We start from the raw sequence: 20,219 nt of genomic DNA, 5'->3' as shown, positions 1-20,219 counted from the left end.
AGAATCGCGATCTTCCCTGCAACTGGATGACAGCATGTGCGGCATCGTCGGCGCGATCGCGGATCGCGATGTGGTACCGGTCCTGGTCGAGGGCCTCAAGCGCCTTGAGTACCGCGGCTATGACTCCTCCGGCATCGCGGTGGCCGACGCCACCAGCGTGCGCCGCGTACGCCGCACCGGGCGCGTGGCCGAGATGGAGCAGGCGGCAGTGGCCGAGGGCTTCCGCGGCGTGCTGGGCATCGGCCATACCCGCTGGGCGACGCATGGCGGAGTGACCGAGGCCAACGCGCACCCGCACATCAGCCACGGCGACCTGGCCCTGGTCCACAACGGGATCATCGAGAACCATGAAGCCCAGCGCGAAAGGCTGGCTTCGCTGGGCTACGTCTTCGAGTCGCAGACCGACACCGAGGTCATCGCGCACCTGATCCACCACCACATGGCCGGTGGCCGCGACCTGCTGGCCGCGCTCCAGGCGGCGGTGAAGGAACTGACCGGCGCCTATGCCCTGGCCGTGCTCAGCCGTTCCGAGCCCGGACGCCTGGTCTGCGCGCGGATGGGGTGCCCGCTTCTGGTGGGCCTGGGCGAGGGCGAGAACTTCGTCGCGTCCGATGTTTCGGCGATCCTCCAGGCCACCCGCCGGGTGATCTTCCTGGAAGAAGGCGACACCGCCGAACTCACCCGCGCCGGCGTGCGCGTGTTCGACGGCGACGATGCCCCGGTGGAGCGCGAGGTGCACGTCTCCGACGTGTCGCTGGCTTCGCTTGAGCTGGGCCCGTACCGGCACTTCATGCAGAAGGAAATCCACGAGCAGCCGCGCGCGATCGCCGACACGATCGAAGCGGCGATCGACGCGGGCGGATTCGAGCCCGGGCTGTTCGGCGCCAAGGCCGGAGAAGTGCTGCGCGGCGTGACCGGCGTACAGATCCTGGCCTGCGGCACCAGTTACTACGCGGGCCTGACCGCGCGCTACTGGATCGAGGCGATCGCCGGCCTGCAGTGCTCGGTCGAGATCGCCAGCGAGTACCGCTACCGTGATGCCTACGCCGATCCGGACCACCTGATCGTCACCATCTCCCAGTCCGGCGAAACCCTGGACACGATGGAGGCGCTCAAGTACGCCAAGTCGCTGGGCCATCGCCATACCCTGTCGATCTGCAACGTGCCCGAGAGCGCGATTCCGCGCGCCAGCGAACTGGTCTGCTACACCCGCGCCGGCGCCGAGATCGGCGTGGCTTCGACCAAGGCGTTCACCACCCAGCTGGCCGCGCTGTTCCAGCTGACCATGGTGCTTGGCAAGCTGCACGGGCGGATCACCCCGGAGCAGGAAGCCGACTACCTCGAGCAGCTGCGCCACCTGCCGGGCAGCGTGCAGCACGCGCTGAACCTGGAGCCGCAGATCGCGCTGTGGGCCGAGCGCTTCGCCGGCAAGCAGAACGCGCTGTTCCTGGGCCGCGGCCTGCATTATCCGATCGCACTGGAAGGCGCGCTCAAGCTCAAGGAAATCACCTACATCCACGCCGAGGCCTACCCGGCCGGCGAGCTCAAGCACGGTCCACTGGCGCTGGTGGATGCCTCCATCCCGGTGGTGGTGATCGCGCCCAACGACCGCCTGCTGGAGAAGGTGAAGTCGAACATGCAGGAAGTGCGCGCGCGCGGTGGCGAGCTGTTCGTGTTCGCCGACCAGGACAGCCACTTCAGCGAGTCCGAAGGCGTGCACGTGATTCGCACCCCGCGCCACGCCGGCGTGCTCAGCGCGGTGATCCACACGATCCCGGTGCAGCTGCTGGCGTACCACACCGCCCTGGCGCGCGGCACCGACGTGGACAAGCCGCGCAACCTGGCCAAGTCGGTCACGGTGGAGTGACCGGACGGGCCAGGCCCGTCCTTGGTGACGCTCTGGCCTGCCCGGTGGCGGCCGCTCCGCCGCGTGGCCGGCCAACGGCCGCCCGCGTCAGCGCCGTGGCGGCTATCCCCGCGCGGTGCCCAGCAGCACGCCCAGGTATTCGAAGTACCGGTCGATGTAGCTGATGCCGTTCTCGTGGTCGATCAGGTAGGGATTCATCAGCGTGTGCCGCAGGATCACCAGCCGGTCGGCCCGGTCGTGGTCCAGCGTCCCCGTATCGATGCCCAGCCCGTCCAGGATGCGATGCAGCTCCGCGTCGCCGACCATCGATCGCTGCAAGGTTGTGATCGATGAGAAGAACTGCTTGACCTGCAGGGGCTTGTGCGGGTCGCAGCGCAGCTCGTCGTAGAGCCGGCGGACGAAGGCGTTGGCGGTAGCCAGGTCGCGGTTGCCGTGGGGGTTGAGCGCAAGGCAGACCAGGTTGCTGTCGGGGGGGAACGGCACGCAGGCCGAGACCACGCCCTGCATGTCCCGCGCGAACCGTTGCGCGCGCGCCTGGAACGCCTCGGCGGCCAGCACCGTCTGCCGGGGCATCAGGCCGAAGTTGGCATGGTCCAGGGGCAGCACGCGGTGGGTGACGTAGACGGCCGCGGCCGCCGCGCCGGACTTGGAGCCTTCGGGGATGTACTGGCCCAGCTGCCGGTAGCGCGCCATGTAGTCGCCGGATGCGCCTTCCATGAACACGTAGTCGGCCTGTTCGGCGATCAGCGCGGTCGCACGATGGTCGCGGCAGATGAAGGCACCGGTGCCGTAGGGCAGGTAGCCGAGCTTGTGCGGATCCACCGTCACCGAATCGGTTTCGGCCAGGGCCGCGAAGGCGGCATGCACCTCCGGCTGCGGGAAGTCGCGGTACTCGCCGCGGATTTCCGCTGGCGTGCGCAGGCTGCCGTCGGGATTGCGGAACAGCGTGGCCAGGTAGCCGCCCCAGGCCGCATCGACGTGGATGCCGAAGCCCAGCCCGCGCGCGGCCATGTCGCGACGCGCCTGCACGATCTCGTCGAGCGGGTCGATCGTGCCGTACTCGGTACTGCCCAGCACGCCCACGACCGTCAGCACCGGCTGGCGCTCGCGTTCGCAATCGTCGAGCACCTGGCGCAGGGCGTCGGCATCCATGCGCATGCCGCGCGTCGCCACCAGGCGCAGCTGCGCGCGACCGAGGCCGAGCATCTTCAGGCCCTTGCTCCAGGAGTAGTGCGCGGTGATCGGCGCCAGTACCTGCGGGACCTTCAGGTCGCGGTGGCGGGCGAAGAATTCGACCAGGCCCAGGGTCTCCGGGCGCTGGGCCTGGAAGCGTTCGCGCCAGGCCCGGGCCTCGCCGTCATCCAGCCTGGCGAGCCAGTCCTGCCATCGCACCAGCAATGCGATCGCGGCGGCCGGCTCCAGGTTGAAAGCCTGCCAATCGTCTTCGGGCACGCCGATGTCCGGTACGTCCGCCGCGCGCAGCGCGACCGGGAACGCCTTCAGCGCCAGCGCCAGCCGCAGGGCCTGGTAGTTGGCCAGGGTGCCGCCGGAGGTCAGGTGGCCGAATGCGCAGTCCGGCCGCGTGGGGTCGCTGGGATATCCGAGCATGCGCGCCAGCTGCAGCCCGGCCTGGATCTCCAGCTGCACGGTGATCGGCGCGGCGTCCTCGCTGACGTTGTTCGGGTTGTAGGGCAAGGCGAGGATCTGCGCCGCCAGTCCGGGCAGCAGCAGGTCCGAGGCCATGTGGCCGATGTAGCGCGGGCTGTGGAAAGGCACCGATTGCTTCAGCGCAGCCGACAGCTGGTGCAGCTCGCGGCGCATCTTCGCTTCCAGCGCCTGGTACTGCGGATGCTGCGCCGCGGTGGTGGGGATGGCGGGCGGATCCTCGGGATGAAAATTGCGGCGCCAGTGCACGTGGTCGCGGAGGAATTCCACCACCAGCTTTTCCAGCAGCGAGTCGTTCTCGCCGTAGGGGCCCAGGAAGCAGGCGTCGAGCCGACGCTGCTCCGCGCCGGGGGCAGCGGAATCCATCGGGAGGGCGGCATTGGCCAGGCGTGGGTCGGACATGCGGGCAGCCTATGCCGACGTGCCCGGTTGGCCCCTGATCTGGATCAAACCGGCGGTGGATGGTCCGGCGGCTCAGCCGTCGACGGTCTGGTCCGGGACCTTGGACAGTTCCGAGGCGCGGCGTTCGTCCAGGTGGCGCTGCAGCCGGGCCACGTCCTCCGGCGACCAGTCATCGATGCCGGTGACTTCGAGCCATGCATCGATGTAGTGCGAGGGCGCGTAGACGTGGCCGAAACCCATCGGCGCGCTCATCGACAGCGAGGTGTCCATCGCCATCTGCATCGCGGTCACCACCGGATACCAGCGCATGGCCGGGGATACATCCGGAGGGCGCGGGGCATCGAGCAGTTCGGGCCGGCGGAAGAAGCTGTTCCGGTCGAAGAAGGTCACCGCGTCGCTGCCGTACTGCAGGTACACCAGCCGCATCGGTCCCCAGGGCGTGCCGGGCGGGGTGGAGCTGCCTTCCTGGTTCATGAAGCGGACGAACGAGCCGTCCTCGAACTGCGGCAGCCACACCGGCGTGCCCGGAGTGCGCGCCCGGGTCAGCCCGGCCCATTGCGAGGCCGCGAACGGCGGCCCGCTCCAGACCGCGCCATCGAATGGTTCTTCCAGCAGCTCGAACAGCTCGAACGAACGCTCGGAATTGAGCGCGCCCAGGCTCAGGCCGTGCAGGAACAGCTTGGGCCGCTGCCCGGCCGGCAACGTGCGCCAGTAGCCGTACACCTCGCGGAACAGCGCGCGCGCGGTGACACCGCCGGTATCGGGGTCGAGGAACAGGGTGAGCGGGCTGGACAGGTACGAGTACTGCACCGCGACGCTGGCCATGTCGCCGCGGTACAGGTATTCGATTCCGTCGATGCCCGACGGATCCACCCAGCCGGTACCGGTCGGGGTGATGATCACCAGCGCCTTGCGCGAGAAACCACCGACCCGCTTGAGTTCTTCCAGTGCCAGGCGGGCCCGTTCTTCCGGCGTGTCGCCGGTGGGCAGGCCCGCGTAGACGCGCAGCGGCGCCTTGGCGCCGGGGCCTGCGAGCTGGGCGATGTCGGCGGCCGTGGGCCGTGCATCGACATAACGCCGGCCCATCCGGCCCAGTTCGTTCCAGGCCACCAGCGACTGCGCGCTGCCGGGGCTGTCCGGCGCCTGCGGCGCCTGCATTTCGGGCGGGATCAGGCTGTCGGCCTGCCGGTACGAGGCGTCGAGCATGTCCAGGATCGCACTGAAGATCACCCCGTTGACCAGGCCCACCAGCAGCAGCACGCCAGCGATCGCGCCCACGACGCGGGCGATCCGGCGCGGCACGCGACGCGCGACCAGGCCCATCACCGCGCGCACGGCCGCCAGTGCCGCGCGTCCGACCACGACGGCCAGCACGGCGACCAGGAGCGCACCCGCGAGCACGCCCAGGGCGCGCGCGGGTGCAGCCGGCTCCAGGTGCATCAGGGTGCGGACGATGTCGTCCCAGTGCTGGCTGCGCCACAAAGCGATGGCGGCGAGCGCGGCACAGGACGCGAGCACGATGCGGCGGCGCGGTTTTTCGCCGCCAGCGCCCGGCAGCGGCAGTTCGAGGTAGGCCCACAGCCAGCGCAGCAGCACGCCCAGTCCGTAGCCGGCGGCCAGGCAAAGTCCCGAGAGCACCGCCTGCGCGACGGTGATGCGCGGCGTGAGGCTGGGAGTGAGCGAGGCGAAGAAAAACAGCGCACCCAGCACCAGTCCGGTGTTGCCGAAGCGACCGAACAGGCGCTGGCGGATCGTGCTGGCCAGGGCGCCGCCGCGCCTGCCGGGTGTGTCACCTGCTTCAGTCGCGGAGTTTCCCATCCGGTTCCCCCTAGCCTGTATGCGCACAAGGCGCCCCCGGGACCACTATAGCGGCCCGGGTCATTGACGTGACCGCGGTCGCGCTTCCCGTCTCCGCGGGGTCGATCCGTCCCGGTAAGATCGCGATACCGAATCCGCAAGCACGTCCATGTCCCAGCGCGCCTGGGTGGCCGCCGCCATCCACACGATCGAGGCCGACTTCAACCGTTCGGCCGATACCCACCTGATCCCGCTGCCGCTGCCGGGCTACCCGGGCGTCGACGTCTACCTGAAGGACGAGTCCAGCCACCCCACCGGCAGCCTCAAGCACCGCCTGGCGCGTTCGCTGTTCCTCTACGCGCTGGCCAACGGCTGGCTGCGCGAAGGCAGCACGGTGGTGGAGGCGTCCAGCGGATCGACCGCGGTGTCGGAGGCCTACTTCGCGCGCCTGCTCGGGCTGCCGTTCATCGCGGTGATGCCGGCCTCGACCTCGCCCGAGAAGATCGCGGCGATCGAGTTCCAGGGCGGCCGCTGCCACCTGGTCGAGAGCGCCTGCTCGCTCAACGAAGAGTCCGAAGCGCTGGCGCGCGAGACCGGCGGCCACTTCATGGACCAGTTCACCTACGCCGAGCGGGCCACCGACTGGCGCGCCAACAACAACATCGCTGAGTCGATCTTCAAGCAGATGGCCGAGGAGCCGCATCCGGTGCCGACGTGGATCGTGTGCGGCCCGGGTACCGGCGGCACAAGCGCGACCCTGGGTCGCTACGTGCGCTACCGACGCCACGACACGCGGGTGCTCTGCGCCGACCCGGAAACGTCGGTGTTCTACGACTACTACGTGTCCTGTCGCGAGGGTCGCGCCGATGTCGGCCTGGCCATCGGCGGCGGTTCGCGGATCGAAGGCATCGGCAGGCCGCGGGTGGAGCGCAGCTTCATTGCCGGCTGCGTCGATGCGATGGTCAAGGTGCCCGATGCGCTGAGCCTGGCCGCGATGCGGCACGTCAGCGCCGCGTTGGGTCGCCGCGTGGGCGGTTCGACCGGTACCAATTTCGTCGGCGTGCTGCGCGCCGCCCAGGCGATGCACGAAGCCGGGCAGGGCGGCTCGATCGTGAGCATCCTCTGCGACAGTGGCGCGCGCTATGCGCACAGCTACTACGACCCGGCCTGGTACGTGCGGCACGGGATCGACGTGGAGGGCGCGGACCAGGCAATCGCCGCGGCCGTGGCGGGCGGGATGCTGGACGGACTGCCGGCCTGCGGCGAGCTGTAGCGCGGCGCCTCGCCGGCGGCCGGGCCGCCAGCGGCGGGCGACGAATCCGCTGGTTCCACGATCCCGTCGCGTGTCGGATTCGTGGCGCAGGCCTGCGCGGGTGTCTGGCCAACGGTCCGGCGCGCTTGATTTCCGCCCCGGCTGGCGGCATCTATCCGGTGAACCCACGATCCACGGCCCTCCATGCAAGCCAATCCGCTGCTCGATTTTTCCGGTCTCCCCCGTTTCGACGCGATCCGCCCCGAGCACGTGGCACCCGCCATCGACGCGCTGCTCGCCCAGGCCGAAGCGGCGGTGAAGGATGCCGAGGCCGTTGCGCCGCTGACCTGGGACAGCTTCGTCGTCCCGCTGGAGGACGCCACCGAACGCCTGTGGCGCGCCTGGGGCCAGGTCGGGCACCTGCAGGCGGTGGTCAACACCCCGGCGCTGCGCGAGGCCTACAACGCCAACCTGCCCAAGGTGACCCGCTTCGGTGCGTCGCTGGGCCAGAACCTGCAGCTGTTCGCGCAGTACAAGGCATTGGTGGCCGCACCGGAGTACGCCGGCTACGACGCGGTGCGGCGCAAGGTGGTCGACAACGCGCTGCGTGATTTCCGCCTCGGCGGCGCGGAGCTGGATGACGCCGGCAAGCAGCGCTACTCGGCGGTGCAGGAGGAGCTGGCGGCGCTGTCGGCGAAGTTCTCGCAGAACGTGCTCGACGCGACCGACGCGTTCGCGCTGTACGTCGAGGACCAGGCACGGCTGTCCGGCCTGCCGGCGGACGTGGTCGCGGCCGCGCGCGCGGCCGCGGAGAAGGAGGGCAGGCCGGGCTGGAAGCTGACCCTGCAGATGCCGTGCTACCTGCCGGTGCAGGCCTATGGCGACGACCGCGCGCTGCGCGAGGCGCTGTATCGCGCCAACGGCCTGCGCGCTTCCGAGGCCGGTCCGGCGGAGCTGGACAACAGCGCCCTCATCGACCGCATCCTCGCGTTGCGCGCCGAACTGGCCGGGCTGCTGGGGTTCGCCAGCTACGCCGAGTACTCGCTGGCCACCAAGATGGCGCAATCACCCGACGAGGTACTGGCTTTCCTGCGCGACCTGGCTGGCCGCGCGCTGCCGTTCGCGCGCCGAGATCGCGCCGAGCTGGAAGTGTTCGCCCGCACCGAACTGGGCCTGGACGAGCTGCAGCCCTGGGACCTGGGCTACGCCAGCGAGAAGCTCAAGCAGGCGCGTTACAGCTATTCGGAGCAGGAAGTGAAGCAGTACTTCTCCGAGGAGCCGGTCCTGGCCGGCCTGTTCGCGGTGATCGAATCGCTGTACGCGGTGAAGGTGAAGCCGGACACCGCGCCGGCGTGGCACCCGGACGTGCGCTTCTACCGGGTCGAGGATGCGCATGGCCAGCTGCTGGGCCAGTTCTACCTGGACCTGTACGCGCGCGAAGGCAAGCGCGGTGGCGCCTGGATGGATGATTGCCGCAATCGCCGTGCCCGCGCGGCCGCTACCCAGACGCCGCCGGCTGTTCAGACACCGCTCGTTTACCTGGTCTGCAACTTCGGCAAGGGCGTGGACGGCAAGCCGGCCACCTTCACCCACAACGAGGTCACCACCCTGTTCCACGAGATGGGTCACGGCCTGCACCAGCTGTTGACCGCGATCGGCGAGCTGCCGGTGGCCGGGATCAACGGCGTGGAGTGGGATGCGGTGGAGCTGCCCAGCCAGTTCATGGAGAACTTCTGCTGGGAGTGGGCACGCGTGCAGGCGATGACGGCGCACGTGGACAGCGGCGCGCCGCTGCCGCGCGCACTGTTCGACAGGATGCTGGCAGCCCGGAATTTCCAGAGCGGCATGTTCACCGTCCGCCAGCTGGAGTTCGCCCTGTTCGACATGGAACTGCACAGTCGCTTCATGCCGGAACAGGAAAGCGTGCTGCAGCTGCTGGAACGCGTGCGCGACGAGGTCGCGGTCAATCGTGCGCCGTCCTGGCATCGCTTCCCGCACCAGTTCAGCCACATCTTCGCCGGTGGTTACGGTGCCGGTTACTACAGCTACAAGTGGGCCGAGGTGCTCAGCGCCGATGCCTATGCCGCCTTCGAGGAAGCCCCGGACCAGCTGGCAGCCACGGGCGCGCGCTTCCTCGCCGAGGTGCTGTCGCGCGGTGGCAGTCGCAGCGCGCTGGAGAACTTCACCGCCTTCCGCGGCCGTGCGCCGAACATCGATGCGCTGCTGCGGCACTCGGGGATGGCGGCCTGAGCCGGCGCAGGATGGGGAAGCGTTCGTAACGGCGCAGGCCCCGCGCTACGAGGGGATCCAGGATCCTTTGCTTGCCGGTCGGGCCCGGATGCGCGCGTAGCCGGGATGCGGGCAGCGCAGCGTCCTCGCTGCCCGCAGAGCCGCTGCTTCCCCATGACAAGAAGCCCGGCTTGCGCCGGGCTTCTCCGTTTCACGTCACGTAACCGGCGCTGCGCTCAGGGCCGCGCGAACACCAGCGTGCCGTTGGTGCCGCCGAAGCCGAAGCTGTTGGACATCACCAGGTCCAGCTGCGCGTCGCGGCTTTCGCGCACGATCGGGAAGCCTTCCGCGCGCGGGTCGAGGTTCTCGATGTTGGCCGATCCGGCGATGAAGCCGTCGCGCATCATCAGCAGGCAGTAGATCGCCTCGTGCACGCTGGCCGCACCGAGCGAGTGGCCGGACAGGGCCTTGGTCGAGGACAGCGGCGGCACCGCTTCGCCGAACACCTCGCGCACCGCCTGCAGCTCGGTCACGTCGCCCAGTGGCGTGGAGGTGCCGTGGGTGTTGAGGTAATCGACCTTGCGGCCACGCACACCTTCCAGCGCCATGTGCATGCAGCGCACTGCGCCTTCGCCGGACGGGGCGACCATGTCGGCGCCGTCGGAGGTCACGCCGTAGCCGACCAGCTCGGCATGGATGCGTGCGCCGCGGGCCACCGCGTGATCCCAGTCCTCCAGCACCAGCATGCCGCCGCCACCGGCGATGACGAAGCCGTCGCGGCCGGCGTCGTACGGACGCGAAGCCTTCTCCGGCGTGTCGTTGAACGAGGACGACAGCGCGCCCATCGCGTCGAACATCACGCTCATGGTCCAGTCCAGGTCCTCGCCGCCGCCGGCGAAGACGATGTCCTGGGCGCCGTGGCGGATCAGGTCGGCCGCGGCACCGATGCAGTGCGCCGAGGTCGCGCAGGCCGCGCTGATCGAATAGCTCAGGCCCTTGATCTTGAACGCGGTGGCCAGGTTGGCCGACACGGTCGAGCACATCGTGCGCGGGACCATGTACGGGCCGACCTTGCGCACCCCGCGCTCGCGCAGCAGGTCTGCCGTTTCCACCTGCCAGCGGCTGGAGCCGCCACCGGAACCGGCGATCAGGCCGGTGCGCGGGTTGCTCACCTGCGCCTCGTCCAGGCCGGCGTCGGCGATGGCGTCGCGCATGGACACGTAGCTGTAGGCCGCCGCGTCGCTCATGAAGCGCTTGAGCTTGCGGTCGATCTCCGCGTCCAGGTCCAGTTCGACCGCGCCGCCGACCTGGCTGCGCAGGCCGCGTTCGGCGTGGTCGGGCAGGGCGCGGATGCCGGCGCGGCTTTCGCGCAGCGCGGCGGAGACGGTGTCGAGATCATTGCCCAGGCACGAGGTGATGCCCATGCCGGTGATGGCGATGCGGCGTGCCATGTCAGAAGTCCTCGGTGGAGGTGAACAGGCCCACGCGCAGGTCCTTGGCGGTGTAGATCTCGCGACCGTCGACCAGCATGCGCGCGTCGCCCTGGGCCATCACCAGCTTGCGGTTGATGACCCGGCTGATGTCGATCTCGTAGGTGACCAGCGTGGCCTTGGGCAGTACCTGGCCGGTGAACTTGACCTCGCCGCAGCCCAGTGCGCGGCCGCGGCCGGGCGCGCCCAGCCAGGTCAGGTAGAAGCCGACCAGCTGCCACATCGCATCCAGGCCCAGGCAGCCGGGCATCACCGGGTCGCCGATGAAGTGGCACTGGAAGAACCACAGGTCCGGGCGGATGTCGAGTTCGGCGCGGATGAAGCCCTTGCCGTACTTGCCCCCGTCGTCGTTGATTTCGACGATGCGGTCGAACATCAGCATCGGGTCGGCGGGCAGGCGGGCGTCGCCGGAGGCGAACAGTTCACCGCGACCGCTGGCGACCAGCTGTTCGCGGGTGAACGAGGAGGCGCGAGTCATGGGGGTTCCGGGCAGGAAAAGCGTTAAATGGTGCCCGAGAAATACTGTTTCAATCAAATGTTGGACATACGCGGGCGTCTGTTCGCGTGGGCGTCTCCGGCGTGCGCCGCGCGAAGGCCCGCTGCTGCTGCGCGGGAAGCCCCGCCCGCAAGCCGACGCCGTGTACCGGCGCGGACGGCAGGCCCGGCGCACGCACGGCCGTCCGCCGGGGTTGCCGGCACAATAGGCGGGCATGCCTCCCGAAGTTCCGCAGCCGTCGCGCAAGATCATCCACGTGGACATGGACGCCTTCTACGCGTCGGTGGAGCAGCGCGACGACCCCTCGCTGCGCGGGCGGCCGGTGGTGGTGGCCTGGCGCGGCGCGCGTTCGGTGGTGTGCGCGGCCTCGTACGAGGCCAGGAAATACGGCGTGCGTTCGGCGATGCCGGCGCTGCGGGCCGAGCGGCTGTGCCCGGACGCGGTGTTCGTGCCGCCGGACTTCATCCGCTACAAGGCCGCGTCGCGCCAGATCCGCGAAATCATGCTGGCCCATACCGACCTGGTCGAACCGCTGTCGCTGGACGAGGCCTATCTCGACGTCACCGAGGCGAAGTCCGGCCTGCCCAGCGCCACCGCCGTGGCCGAGGCGATCCGCGCGCGGATCCGCGAGGAGACCGCGCTGACCGCCTCGGCCGGCGTGGCGCCGAACAAGTTCCTGGCCAAGATCGCCTCGGACTGGAACAAGCCCGATGGCCTGTTCGTGCTGCGTCCGCGCCAGGTCGAGACGTTCCTGACCCCGCTGCCGGTCGGCCGCATCCCGGGCGTGGGCAAGGTGATGCAGGGCAAGCTGGAAGCGTTGGGCATAGCCACGGTTGGCGACCTGCGCGCACTGTCGCTGGAGGAACTGCAACGGCGCTTCGGAAGTTTCGGCGCCGCGCTGCACCGGCGCGCACGCGGCATCGACGAGCGGCCGGTCGAGCCGGACCAGCCGGTGCAGTCGGTCTCCTCAGAGGACACCTTCGCCGAAGACCTGCCGCTGGACGCCCTGGAACCGGCGATCCGGCAGCTGGCGGACAAGACGTGGCAGGCATCGCGCAAGACCGGGCGGGTCGCCCGTACCGTCGTGCTCAAGCTCAAGACGGCCCAGTTCCGGATCCTGACCCGCAGCCTCACGCCCGATGCGCCACCGGACTCGGCGCAGGCCTTGGCCACGATCGCGCTGGCGCTGCGGGCCAAGGTGGCGATGCCGGCGGGCACGCGCTACCGCCTGGTTGGCGTCGGCCTGTCCGGCTTCCGCGAGCCGGAGGAGGTCGCGTCCCAGGCCGACCTGTTCGCCGCGGACTGACCGTGCCGTTCGAGCGGTCGGCCGACCCGGGCCTGCCAGTGGGAATCCAGGGTCTCGTCGCGGGCGAAGCGTCGCAGTGCGATCCGCTCACTTCTCGCAGCCGCACCATGCCGGCTCCGTCGTCGTGGACGACCTTGATCAGCAGGGTATCGCCCTCGACTTCGAAGTCCGCGCCGGCGCTTCGGTGAACGGGAGAGGGGCGTGCGTGTCGCTGTCGCGGCGCACGTCGAACGTGTGGCGCCAGTGGTTGCTGGGCGTGCGCAGCAGGCTTGGCGCGTCGTTGGAAGCCACGAGGGCGCGGCTGGCGGGCGTCGGGATGATTCGCCGTCGCACGGAAACCCGGCATCGTCGCGATGCCGGGTTTCGCGCCCTCGCTCAGCGTGCCGGCTGCCAGCGCACGCTCAGGCCGTACTCGCGGCCGGGCTGGTTGTACCAGTCCACCAGCTGGTAATCGCGGTCGAACAGGTTGGTCACCCGAGCCAGTACGGTCCAGTCGCTGCCCAGCGCGTATTCCAGGCGCAGGTCCAAGGTCGCGTAACCGCCCACGCGCACCAGGTTGGCCGCATCGTCATAGCGACTGCCGGCGGCGTTGAGCGTGGTGCCGAAGGCGAAGTCGCCGAAGTCGCGGTCCAGGTCGATGCGGCCGGTATCGCGCGCGCGGCGCGGCAGCAGGTTGCCGCGGTTGGTGCCATTGGAGCGGTTGCGCGGATCGACATGGCTGTACTGCGCGGCCAGGTCCCATCCGGCGAACGTGGTCGCCACCGTCAGCTCGCCGCCGCGCAGGCGCGCGGTGTCGATGTTGCCGGGAAGGAAGGTGGCCGAATCGAAGCTGATCAGGTCGTCGACGCGGTTCTCGAACACGTCCAGCGTCCAGCGCCAGGTCTGCACTTCGCCGGACAGGCCGACGTTGATGTTCTTCGATTCTTCCGGCTGCAGGTCGGGGTTGCCGTAGTACGGGTAGTACAGGTCGTTGAAGCTCGGTGCGCGGAAGCCGGTGGAGTAGCGCGCCGAAAGCAGCAGGCCGCCATCGAAGTGCCAGCCCCAGCCCAGGTTGCCGGTGTTGTGGCTGCCGAACTGCTCGTTGTCGTCGCCGCGCAGGCCGGCCTGCAGCTGCTGGGCGCCGAAGCGGCCCTGGTACTCGGCGAACACGCCGGTGTTGTCGCGGCTGTCCACGTCGTAGGCGGTGCTGCCGGTGATGTGGTCGTCCAGCCAGTCCAGGCCGGCGGTCAGCGTCTGGCCTTCGCGCAGCATGAAATCGCCCTGCACCGAGGCCTGGTCGCGACGTGTCTCCAGACCGCCGACGAAGCCGGTGGCGCCGTAGTCGTCGGACTCGTCGTAGCTGCGGCCGACGGTGGCCTGGAATGCGGTCGCGGTCGAGGGTGCGAAGCGCAGCTTGCCGGAGAACACCTGCTGCACCGTCTCGGAGTAGTTGGCCCAGCTGCCGTCGTAGTGGTTGTAGCCTTCGGCGCGCAGCGCGGTGCCCTCGAGTGTCCAGGCCTCGCCGAGCTTGCCGCCGCCGCGCAGGTTGGCCGAGCGGTTGCGATAGCCGTCGCGGTCCGGTTCGTCGGCGAAGCACCCGGCGCCCCAGCCGGCGGCGGTGCCATCGCAAGCGTTGATGCCGTCGGTGCGCAGGAAGGCGAAGTCGGCGCCGAACCATCCGCGCTCGCCGCCCAGGCCCAGGCCGGCGCTGGCTTCGCGCAGGTTGTTGCTGCCGATGCCGGCCATCGCGCGCGGCTGCAGGGCGCCGGTGTCGCGACGCGTGAAGATCTGGATCACGCCACCGATCGCATCAGCACCGTACAGGCTCGAATGCGGGCCGCGCACGATCTCGATCCGTTCGATCTGCTCGACCGGCAGGTCCTGCAGCGCCGGCAAGCCGGCGGTGGCCGAACCGATACGCACGCCGTCGATCAGCACCAGCAGCTGGTTGGAGCCGGCGCCACGCAGGAACAGCGAGGTCTGCTTGCCCATGCCGCCGGTGTTGGTCAGGTTGATGCCGGCGCGGCCGGCCAGCAGCTGCTGCAGCGAGGTGGACTGGCTGCGCTCGATCTCGGCGCGGCCGATGACCTGGGCCGGCGACAGGCTGTCGCGCAGGGCGATCTGCGTGCGGGTGGCGGTGACCAGCACTTCGTCGAGGTCGGTGGCCTGGTTGGCCCAGGCAGTGAGGGGCAGGGCCAGCGCCAGGGCGACGGCGGTGGTCAGCGGGCGGAACGTCATCGGGCAACTCCATGCGTGCGTGGCGCCGCACCCGGCGCCAGTGTGGGGAGTCGCGAAAGGAAGGTGCACGGAGCGGACAGACGCCACGCGGCGTCGGCACGCCGCAATGCCCTCCGCATCGCAACCTGGGTTCCGCAAGGCCGGTCTCCGGGCTCACGATCGGGAAACCGGCATGAGTGCCGGACTCCAGCGGCGACGCCTTCCCGTGCCGTGCACAGTGGCGGATGTCGCGCGCGTTGCGGTCGCTTACCGTTGCGGGGGCAGCGCCGGCCTTGTCCTGGTTTCACCCGCGGACGCACCGGCTTCCCGTTTCAACCCGTCCGGCGGTCGCCGGCCAGGTCACCTTGCAGGGCCGGGATTGTATGCCATCGGCACCCGCGCGCGTCCGCGACCGGCTTGATCCAGGTCACCTGGCGGCAGCTATGTGGCGTGGTGCCGGGAGTTATGGGACGGACCCGCCCGGACCGGCCGATCAGGTAAAACGGTTGCCGCCGTCGTCCTCGGACGCAGGCGATTCCGAGGCGAGCGACGCATCGGTGCTTTCGCCACTGTCGCCATAGAACGCGGTGGTCACCGGCCCGCCGACCGGCTTGCCGCGTGGGGGCGGCAATGCGGCGCTTGCGGTTTCGAGTTCGGCCAGCAGTTGTGCCCGGCGCGGCTCGGGGACGTCGTGCCAGTGGCAGTCCAGCAGCGCGCCTTCCAGCGCGTACAGCAGGTTGAGGCTGGGCTTGAAGCCGGCGCGCTTGACCTTCAGGAATGCATGCACCGCACCTGCCGCAACGAGGTCCTCGGGGCTGCGCAGGCCGACCTGGCGCAGCCAGGCTGCGCTCTTCGGACCGATATTGCGCAACTGCGAGGTACTCACCGCAGTGCCTCGATGAAAGCGGCGGCGATCGCTTCCAGGCCCCGCTGGTCGTCGGCATCGAAGCGGTCCGGCACGGGACTGTCCAGGTCGAGCACGCCGAGCAGTGCGCCGTCCGCGTCGACCAGCGGCACGACCAGTTCCGAGCGTGATGCCGAATCGCAGGCGATGTGGCCGGGGAATGCATGCACGTCGGCCACGCGCTGGGTCTGGCGACTGCTCGCCGCTGCGCCGCACACACCCTTGTCCAGCGGGATCCGCACGCACGCCGGCAGGCCCTGGAAGGGGCCGACCACCAGTTCGGTGCCGTCGTAGAAGTAGAAGCCGACCCAGTTCAACTGTGGCAGCGCGTGGGACACCAGCGCGGACAGGTTGGCGGCGTTGGCGATGCGATCGCGCTCGCCGGCGAGCAGTGCGCGGGCCTGGCCGAGCAGCTGTGCGTACTGTTCCGGCTTGCTGCCGTCGAGGGGAATGGTGGAGAAGGACATTGCACGAGTCTAACCCCAATGGCCGCTCCTCCCGTCCACCGGCTTGGCGGGCGTCCGTGGCGTCCTCCCGGCATGGCCGGTCTATCATCGCCGCCATGACGCAAGGGGGTGGCCGCAGTGGACAACGAAACGGGTTCGCGGGACGGCTGGCGGGGGGGCGCCACGACGCGGCTGGAAGCGTTCGTCGATGCCGCGTTCGCCTTCGCGGTGACCTTGCTGGTGATTTCCGCCGAGCGCATCCCCGACAGCGTCGAGTCCCTGCTGGTCGCGCTCAAGCAGGTCCCGGCCTTCGCCGCCGGCTTCGCCCTGCTGGCGCTGTTCTGGTACGCACACGTGCGCTGGAGCAGGAACTACCGGCTCGACGGCGCGATCGCGACGCTGCTCAGCCTCCTGCTGGTGTTCCTGGTGCTGGTCTACGTCTATCCGCTGCGCCTGCTGCTGGGCACGTTTTTCGCATGGATCAGCGGCGGCTGGTTGCCGATGCCGCTCTCCAACATCACCGGCGCCAAGCAGATCGCGTTCGTGTTCTACGGCCTCGCCTTCGCTTCGATGCCCGCATGCATGGGCGGCCTCTACCTGCTGGCGTGGTGCCGGCGCGCACGGCTGGGACTGGACGACGGCGCTGCGGCCACGGCCGCGGGCGAAGTGGCCGCCTATGTCTATTTCTGCGCGGTCGGGCTGCTGTCGGCGACCGTGGTGCTCCTGCTGCCGGCGCATGCCGCGCCGTGGCAGGTGGCCATTCCCGGGTCTTTGTACTTCCTGCTTTCGCTGACGGGGCTGGTGCACATGCTGGGTCGGCGCGCGGCATTGCGCCGGCTGGGCGGCGTGGCGGTCCAGGAAGCGGCGAATGCGTAGTCTGTTCGTCACCGGTACCGACACCGGCGCAGGCAAGACCTTGGCCAGCGCGACGCTGCTCCATGCTGCGCGTGCGCGGGGCCTGCGCGCCATCGGCATGAAGCCGGTCGCAAGTGGCTGCGAATCGATGCCGGGTGGCTGGCGCAATGCCGATGCACTGGCGCTGCAGTCGGCAAGCGAACCGCGCCCGGTCTACGAAGACCTCAATCCGTTCGCACTGCCCGAGCCGCTGGCGCCGGAGCTGGCCTCGCGTGCGGCCGGCATTGAAGTCACCGCCGAACCGATCCTGGCCGCGTTCGCGCGCCTGAGCACGCATGCGGACATGGTGGTGGTGGAGGGCGTGGGCGGCTGGGCGGCGCCACTGTCGGCAACGCTGGACCAGCGTGACCTGGTGAGGGCGATGCGCCTGCCGGTGGTGCTGGTGGTCGGGCTGCGGCTTGGCTGCCTCAACCACGCGCGACTTACCGCGGACGCGATCCGCGCGGACGGCTGCGAACTGGCCGGCTGGATCGCCTGCGGAGTCGACCCGCTGATGGCATGCCGCGAGGAGAACCTGGCCCTGCTCGATGCGCGCCTGCCGGCCCCGCGCCTGGGGTACCTGCCGCCCATGGCGGACCCGCAGCCCGTGGAGCTGGCCCACCGGATCCTTTTGCCCTAGCGCCCTCGCCACGCCTGGCGGCATGCGTGAGCGCAGGACGGGCGACCCCGGCGGCGACCTTGGCCGATGACGACGCAAAAAAAAGACCCGGCAGCGGGAGGGAGCTGCCGGGTCTGGGTTTGCGCGGAGGGAGGGGAGCCGCGCAAATTCTTTGAAGCATTACCGCACTGGAATCAGCGCTTGGTGGCCTTGGCAACCTTGGCCACGGTGGCCTGGGCCTGCTCGGTGGCCGCCTCGAACTGGTTCTTGGCCAGCTGGCCGAACGCCTCGGTGGTCTTGAGGGTCAGGCCGAACACTTCCTGGCCGGCAGCGGCGACGCGCTCGGCGTTGTCGCGGGCGACCTGCAGGCCCTTCGGCACCAGGGTCTTGTACGACTCGAGGTCGCGGACCTCGACGAGCTCACCCAGGAAGCTGGTGGTCGCATCGACGTTCTTCTCGAGCGTGCGCAGCTGCACACCGAATACGGTCTCGGCGTTTTCCAGGGCCAGCCGGTTCAAGCGCGCGGCAACGGCGGCGAACTGGTGGGTGTAGGCGCTGAACTGGTCATTGAACTGGTAGGACATGGCGGACTCCGTGAGGATTTGCCTCTATGGTGCGACGCAGCATAGACCTGCTTTTGTTGCAACGCAACAACTTTCGGGAATTATTTTCCCGCCTTGAATAATGCAATAAATATCAAATAGATACGGGCTGAGTCATCGCGCCCTTTGCGGGCTGTGACGCTTCCGGTGGGCGATTTTGCGCCGGGCGGGGGCGGGCAAGCCCCTGAAGGGCGTGCGTCGGCTCAGCCGCGGAAGCGGCAGCCCGAAGTGCAGGTCTCGTGCACCACCACTTCGCTGAGCAGGGGCAATGCCGGCTTCAGGCGAGCCCAGATCCAGGCGGCCAGGCGTTCGCTGGTCGGGTTGTCCAGGCCATCGATATCGTTGAGGTAATGGTGGTCCAGCTGCTCGTACAGCGGCTTGAACGCGGCCTTGATCTCGGCGAAATCCATCACCCATCCGGTCTGCGGGTCGACCTCGCCGGAGACGTGGATCTCCACCCGGAACGAGTGTCCGTGCAGGCGCGCGCACTTGTGCCCCGCCGGTACGTTGGGCAGGCGGTGCGCCGCCTCCAGGGTGAAGACCTTGAAGATGTCCATGGCGGGATCCGGTGGAACGGGAATGCGGGTCGATACTACGCAACGGGCCGGACGCGTTCGCGCCCGGCCACTGCGACATCAGGTCAGCGCTGCGCGTCCCGGCGCGGACCGCCGCCACGGCCACGGCCGTCGGCAGGCTTGCGTGCGCCGTCGCGCTGGCCGGTGTGGGACTTGGGGCCGGCATGCGCATGGCGCTGGCCTTCGCCGCCGTGCGGACGACGACCGCGACCGCCGCCCGGCTTGCGCGGTGCGCGATCTCCACCCGGCTGCTCGGCCTTGCCCGGGGCGCTGTTGCCCCAGCGGATCGGCACCTGCGGCTCGAAGCCCGGCACGTCGCGGATGTCCATGTCGCGGTCGAGCATGCGCACGATCGCACGCAACAGCTTGGCCTCGTCCTGGGCGACCAGCGAGATCGCCTCGCCGGTCGAGCCATTGCGCCCGGTGCGGCCGATGCGGTGCACGTAGTCCTCGGCCACCATCGGCAGGTCGAAGTTGATCACCCGCGGCAGCTGGTCGATGTCGATGCCGCGCGCGGCGATGTCGGTGGCGACCAGGACCTTGACCTTGCCGGCCTTGAAGTCGCTGAGCGCGCGCATGCGCTGGCCCTGGCTCTTGTTGCCATGGATCGCCGCGGTCTGGATGCCGGACTTCTCGATGAAGCCGGCCAGCTTGTCGCTGCCGTGCTTGGTCCGCGCGAACACCAGGGTCTGCACGCGCGAATCCTGCGCCAGCAGGTGCAGCAGCAGTTCGCGCTTGCGGCCGCCGTCGACCGGGTGCACGCGGTGGGCGATCTTCTCGGCCACGGTGTTCTGCGGGGTGACCTGCACTTCGCGCGGGTTGCGCATGAACTCCATCGCCAGCGTCTTGATGCTCTCGGGGAAGGTCGCCGAGAACAGCAGCGTCTGCCGGTTCTGCTTGGGCAGCTTGGCCAGGATCCGGTTGATCGAGGGCAGGAAGCCCATGTCGAGCATGCGGTCGGCCTCGTCCAGCACCAGGATCTCGATCCCGGACAGGTCGACGCTGCGACGCTCGATGTGGTCGATCAGGCGGCCCGGGCAGGCGATCACCAGGTCCACGCCGCGGCGCAGCGCGTCGAGCTGGTTGCCCATGCCCACGCCGCCGTAGATCACCGCGCTGGGGATGCGCAGGTGCTTGCCATAACCGCGCAGGCTGTCGTGCACCTGGGTGGCCAGCTCGCGGGTCGGGGTCAGGATCAGGGCGCGCGGCTTGCGCGGGCCCTGGCCCACGCTCTGCGGGGCGGTGCCCAGGTGCTGCAGCAGCGGCAGGCCGAACGCGGCCGTCTTGCCGGTACCGGTCTGCGCGCCGGCGAGCAGGTCATGGCCGGCCAGCGCGAGCGGGATCGCCTGCTGCTGGATCGGGGTGGGGTTCTCGTAACCCTGTTCGGACAGGGCACGCAGGAGGAAGGGCGCCAGGCCCAGCGACTCGAAGGACATCTTGGAAAGCTCCATGGCAACAGCCCGCGGACAGGTGTCGGCG

16 protein-coding genes and 1 riboswitch are annotated in these 20,219 nt (G+C 69.5%); of the genes, 6 read left to right on the top strand and 10 right to left on the bottom strand.

All coding sequences use genetic code 11. The features are described 5' to 3' along the window. Nucleotides 1-34 precede the first annotated feature (34 nt). Nucleotides 35-1,867 carry a glutamine--fructose-6-phosphate transaminase (isomerizing) gene (glmS, locus tag CSC65_RS02775; RefSeq protein ID WP_162408447.1) on the top strand — a complete coding sequence of 611 codons (1,833 nt, stop codon included), beginning with the start codon at nucleotides 35-37 and terminating at the stop codon, nucleotides 1,865-1,867. Nucleotides 1,868-1,969: 102 nt separating this feature from the next. Here the strand turns inward: glmS and CSC65_RS02770 are convergent, their stop codons facing one another. Together CSC65_RS02770 and CSC65_RS02765 are read right to left on the bottom strand one after the other, a co-directional pair. Continuing rightward, complete coding sequence (locus tag CSC65_RS02770; protein ID WP_238390248.1) at nucleotides 1,970-3,934, bottom strand: pyridoxal phosphate-dependent decarboxylase family protein; 1,965 nt, start codon at nucleotides 3,932-3,934, stop codon at nucleotides 1,970-1,972. Nucleotides 3,935-4,006: 72 nt separating this feature from the next. Next, nucleotides 4,007-5,752: an alpha/beta hydrolase gene (locus CSC65_RS02765; RefSeq protein ID WP_162408446.1), complete on the bottom strand. Its 1,746-nt coding sequence runs from the start codon at nucleotides 5,750-5,752 to the stop codon at nucleotides 4,007-4,009. Between the two features lie 148 nt (nucleotides 5,753-5,900). On the opposite strand from CSC65_RS02765, the gene CSC65_RS02760 reads away from it, so the two are divergent. Beyond that, a complete protein-coding gene (locus CSC65_RS02760; protein WP_162408445.1) occupies nucleotides 5,901-7,004 on the top strand; it encodes a PLP-dependent cysteine synthase family protein in 1,104 nt (367 codons plus the stop codon). A gap of 183 nt (nucleotides 7,005-7,187) precedes the next feature. Next, nucleotides 7,188-9,233, top strand: coding sequence for a M3 family metallopeptidase (locus CSC65_RS02755; protein ID WP_162408444.1), 2,046 nt, complete (start codon nucleotides 7,188-7,190; stop codon nucleotides 9,231-9,233). Between the two features lie 215 nt (nucleotides 9,234-9,448). On the opposite strand, the gene fabB is transcribed toward CSC65_RS02755, so the two are convergent. Further along, on the bottom strand, nucleotides 9,449-10,663 hold the full coding sequence (gene fabB / locus CSC65_RS02750; RefSeq protein ID WP_162408443.1) for a beta-ketoacyl-ACP synthase I: 1,215 nt from the start codon (nucleotides 10,661-10,663) through the stop codon (nucleotides 9,449-9,451). A gap of 1 nt (nucleotide 10,664) precedes the next feature. Beyond that, complete coding sequence (gene fabA / locus CSC65_RS02745; RefSeq protein ID WP_162408442.1) at nucleotides 10,665-11,180, bottom strand: 3-hydroxyacyl-[acyl-carrier-protein] dehydratase FabA; 516 nt, start codon at nucleotides 11,178-11,180, stop codon at nucleotides 10,665-10,667. A 232-nt stretch (nucleotides 11,181-11,412) separates the two neighbouring features. Between fabA and dinB the strand changes: the two genes are divergently transcribed. Then, a complete protein-coding gene (dinB, locus tag CSC65_RS02740) occupies nucleotides 11,413-12,504 on the top strand; it encodes a DNA polymerase IV (RefSeq protein ID WP_162408441.1) in 1,092 nt (363 codons plus the stop codon). A 375-nt stretch (nucleotides 12,505-12,879) separates the two neighbouring features. Here the strand turns inward: dinB and btuB are convergent, their stop codons facing one another. The 3 genes from btuB to CSC65_RS02725 form a co-directional block, all read right to left on the bottom strand. Further along, a complete protein-coding gene (btuB, locus tag CSC65_RS02735; protein ID WP_162408440.1) occupies nucleotides 12,880-14,721 on the bottom strand; it encodes a TonB-dependent vitamin B12 receptor in 1,842 nt (613 codons plus the stop codon). 121 nt (nucleotides 14,722-14,842) lie between these two features. Continuing rightward, nucleotides 14,843-15,083: riboswitch (cobalamin riboswitch) on the bottom strand. Between the two features lie 110 nt (nucleotides 15,084-15,193). Continuing rightward, the gene (locus CSC65_RS02730) at nucleotides 15,194-15,586 is read right to left on the bottom strand and encodes a TfoX/Sxy family protein (RefSeq protein ID WP_162408439.1); all 393 of its coding nucleotides are present in this window, start codon (nucleotides 15,584-15,586) and stop codon (nucleotides 15,194-15,196) included. Continuing rightward, a complete protein-coding gene (locus tag CSC65_RS02725; RefSeq protein WP_162408438.1) occupies nucleotides 15,583-16,071 on the bottom strand; it encodes a GAF domain-containing protein in 489 nt (162 codons plus the stop codon). The genes CSC65_RS02730 and CSC65_RS02725 overlap by 4 nt, the downstream gene beginning before the upstream one ends. 117 nt (nucleotides 16,072-16,188) lie before the next feature. Here CSC65_RS02725 and CSC65_RS02720 point away from each other — a divergent pair, with 117 nt between their 5' ends. Both CSC65_RS02720 and bioD read left to right on the top strand, forming a co-directional pair. Beyond that, nucleotides 16,189-16,926 (top strand): TMEM175 family protein, encoded by a 738-nt coding sequence (locus CSC65_RS02720; RefSeq protein ID WP_162408437.1) that lies wholly within the window; start codon nucleotides 16,189-16,191, stop codon nucleotides 16,924-16,926. After that, a complete protein-coding gene (gene bioD, locus CSC65_RS02715; RefSeq protein ID WP_162408436.1) occupies nucleotides 16,919-17,584 on the top strand; it encodes a dethiobiotin synthase in 666 nt (221 codons plus the stop codon). The genes CSC65_RS02720 and bioD overlap by 8 nt, the downstream gene beginning before the upstream one ends. Before the next feature lie 173 nt (nucleotides 17,585-17,757). On the opposite strand, the gene CSC65_RS02710 is transcribed toward bioD, so the two are convergent. The 3 genes from CSC65_RS02710 to CSC65_RS02700 form a co-directional block, all read right to left on the bottom strand. Then, entirely contained in the window at nucleotides 17,758-18,147 is a 390-nt protein-coding gene (locus CSC65_RS02710; protein ID WP_162408435.1) for a phasin family protein, read from the bottom strand. 221 nt (nucleotides 18,148-18,368) lie between these two features. After that, nucleotides 18,369-18,722 carry a 6-carboxytetrahydropterin synthase QueD gene (gene queD, locus CSC65_RS02705; protein WP_162408434.1) on the bottom strand — a complete coding sequence of 118 codons (354 nt, stop codon included), beginning with the start codon at nucleotides 18,720-18,722 and terminating at the stop codon, nucleotides 18,369-18,371. Nucleotides 18,723-18,805: 83 nt separating this feature from the next. Then, complete coding sequence (locus tag CSC65_RS02700) at nucleotides 18,806-20,176, bottom strand: DEAD/DEAH box helicase (protein ID WP_162408542.1); 1,371 nt, start codon at nucleotides 20,174-20,176, stop codon at nucleotides 18,806-18,808. Nucleotides 20,177-20,219: the final 43 nt, after the last annotated feature.

It is taken from the genome of Pseudoxanthomonas daejeonensis (assembly GCF_010093205.1).
Lineage (GTDB): Bacteria > Pseudomonadota > Gammaproteobacteria > Xanthomonadales > Xanthomonadaceae > Pseudoxanthomonas > Pseudoxanthomonas daejeonensis.
Note: the sequence above shows the minus strand (reverse complement) of the source record. Positions and strands in the feature narration are given on the sequence as shown.

What these genes read in the sequence shown, in the direction of transcription:
- glmS (WP_162408447.1), top strand. Translation starts at nt 35, where the DNA reads ATGTGCGGCATCGTCGGCGCGATCGCGGATCGCGATGTGGTACCGGTC.
- CSC65_RS02770 (WP_238390248.1), bottom strand. Translation starts at nt 3,934, where the DNA reads ATGTCCGACCCACGCCTGGCCAATGCCGCCCTCCCGATGGATTCCGCT.
- CSC65_RS02765 (WP_162408446.1), bottom strand. Translation starts at nt 5,752, where the DNA reads ATGGGAAACTCCGCGACTGAAGCAGGTGACACACCCGGCAGGCGCGGC.
- CSC65_RS02760 (WP_162408445.1), top strand. Translation starts at nt 5,901, where the DNA reads ATGTCCCAGCGCGCCTGGGTGGCCGCCGCCATCCACACGATCGAGGCC.
- CSC65_RS02755 (WP_162408444.1), top strand. Translation starts at nt 7,188, where the DNA reads ATGCAAGCCAATCCGCTGCTCGATTTTTCCGGTCTCCCCCGTTTCGAC.
- fabB (WP_162408443.1), bottom strand. Translation starts at nt 10,663, where the DNA reads ATGGCACGCCGCATCGCCATCACCGGCATGGGCATCACCTCGTGCCTG.
- fabA (WP_162408442.1), bottom strand. Translation starts at nt 11,180, where the DNA reads ATGACTCGCGCCTCCTCGTTCACCCGCGAACAGCTGGTCGCCAGCGGT.
- dinB (WP_162408441.1), top strand. Translation starts at nt 11,413, where the DNA reads ATGCCTCCCGAAGTTCCGCAGCCGTCGCGCAAGATCATCCACGTGGAC.
- btuB (WP_162408440.1), bottom strand. Translation starts at nt 14,721, where the DNA reads ATGACGTTCCGCCCGCTGACCACCGCCGTCGCCCTGGCGCTGGCCCTG.
- CSC65_RS02725 (WP_162408438.1), bottom strand. Translation starts at nt 16,071, where the DNA reads ATGTCCTTCTCCACCATTCCCCTCGACGGCAGCAAGCCGGAACAGTAC.
- bioD (WP_162408436.1), top strand. Translation starts at nt 16,919, where the DNA reads ATGCGTAGTCTGTTCGTCACCGGTACCGACACCGGCGCAGGCAAGACC.
- CSC65_RS02710 (WP_162408435.1), bottom strand. Translation starts at nt 18,147, where the DNA reads ATGTCCTACCAGTTCAATGACCAGTTCAGCGCCTACACCCACCAGTTC.
- queD (WP_162408434.1), bottom strand. Translation starts at nt 18,722, where the DNA reads ATGGACATCTTCAAGGTCTTCACCCTGGAGGCGGCGCACCGCCTGCCC.
- CSC65_RS02700 (WP_162408542.1), bottom strand. Translation starts at nt 20,176, where the DNA reads ATGTCCTTCGAGTCGCTGGGCCTGGCGCCCTTCCTCCTGCGTGCCCTG.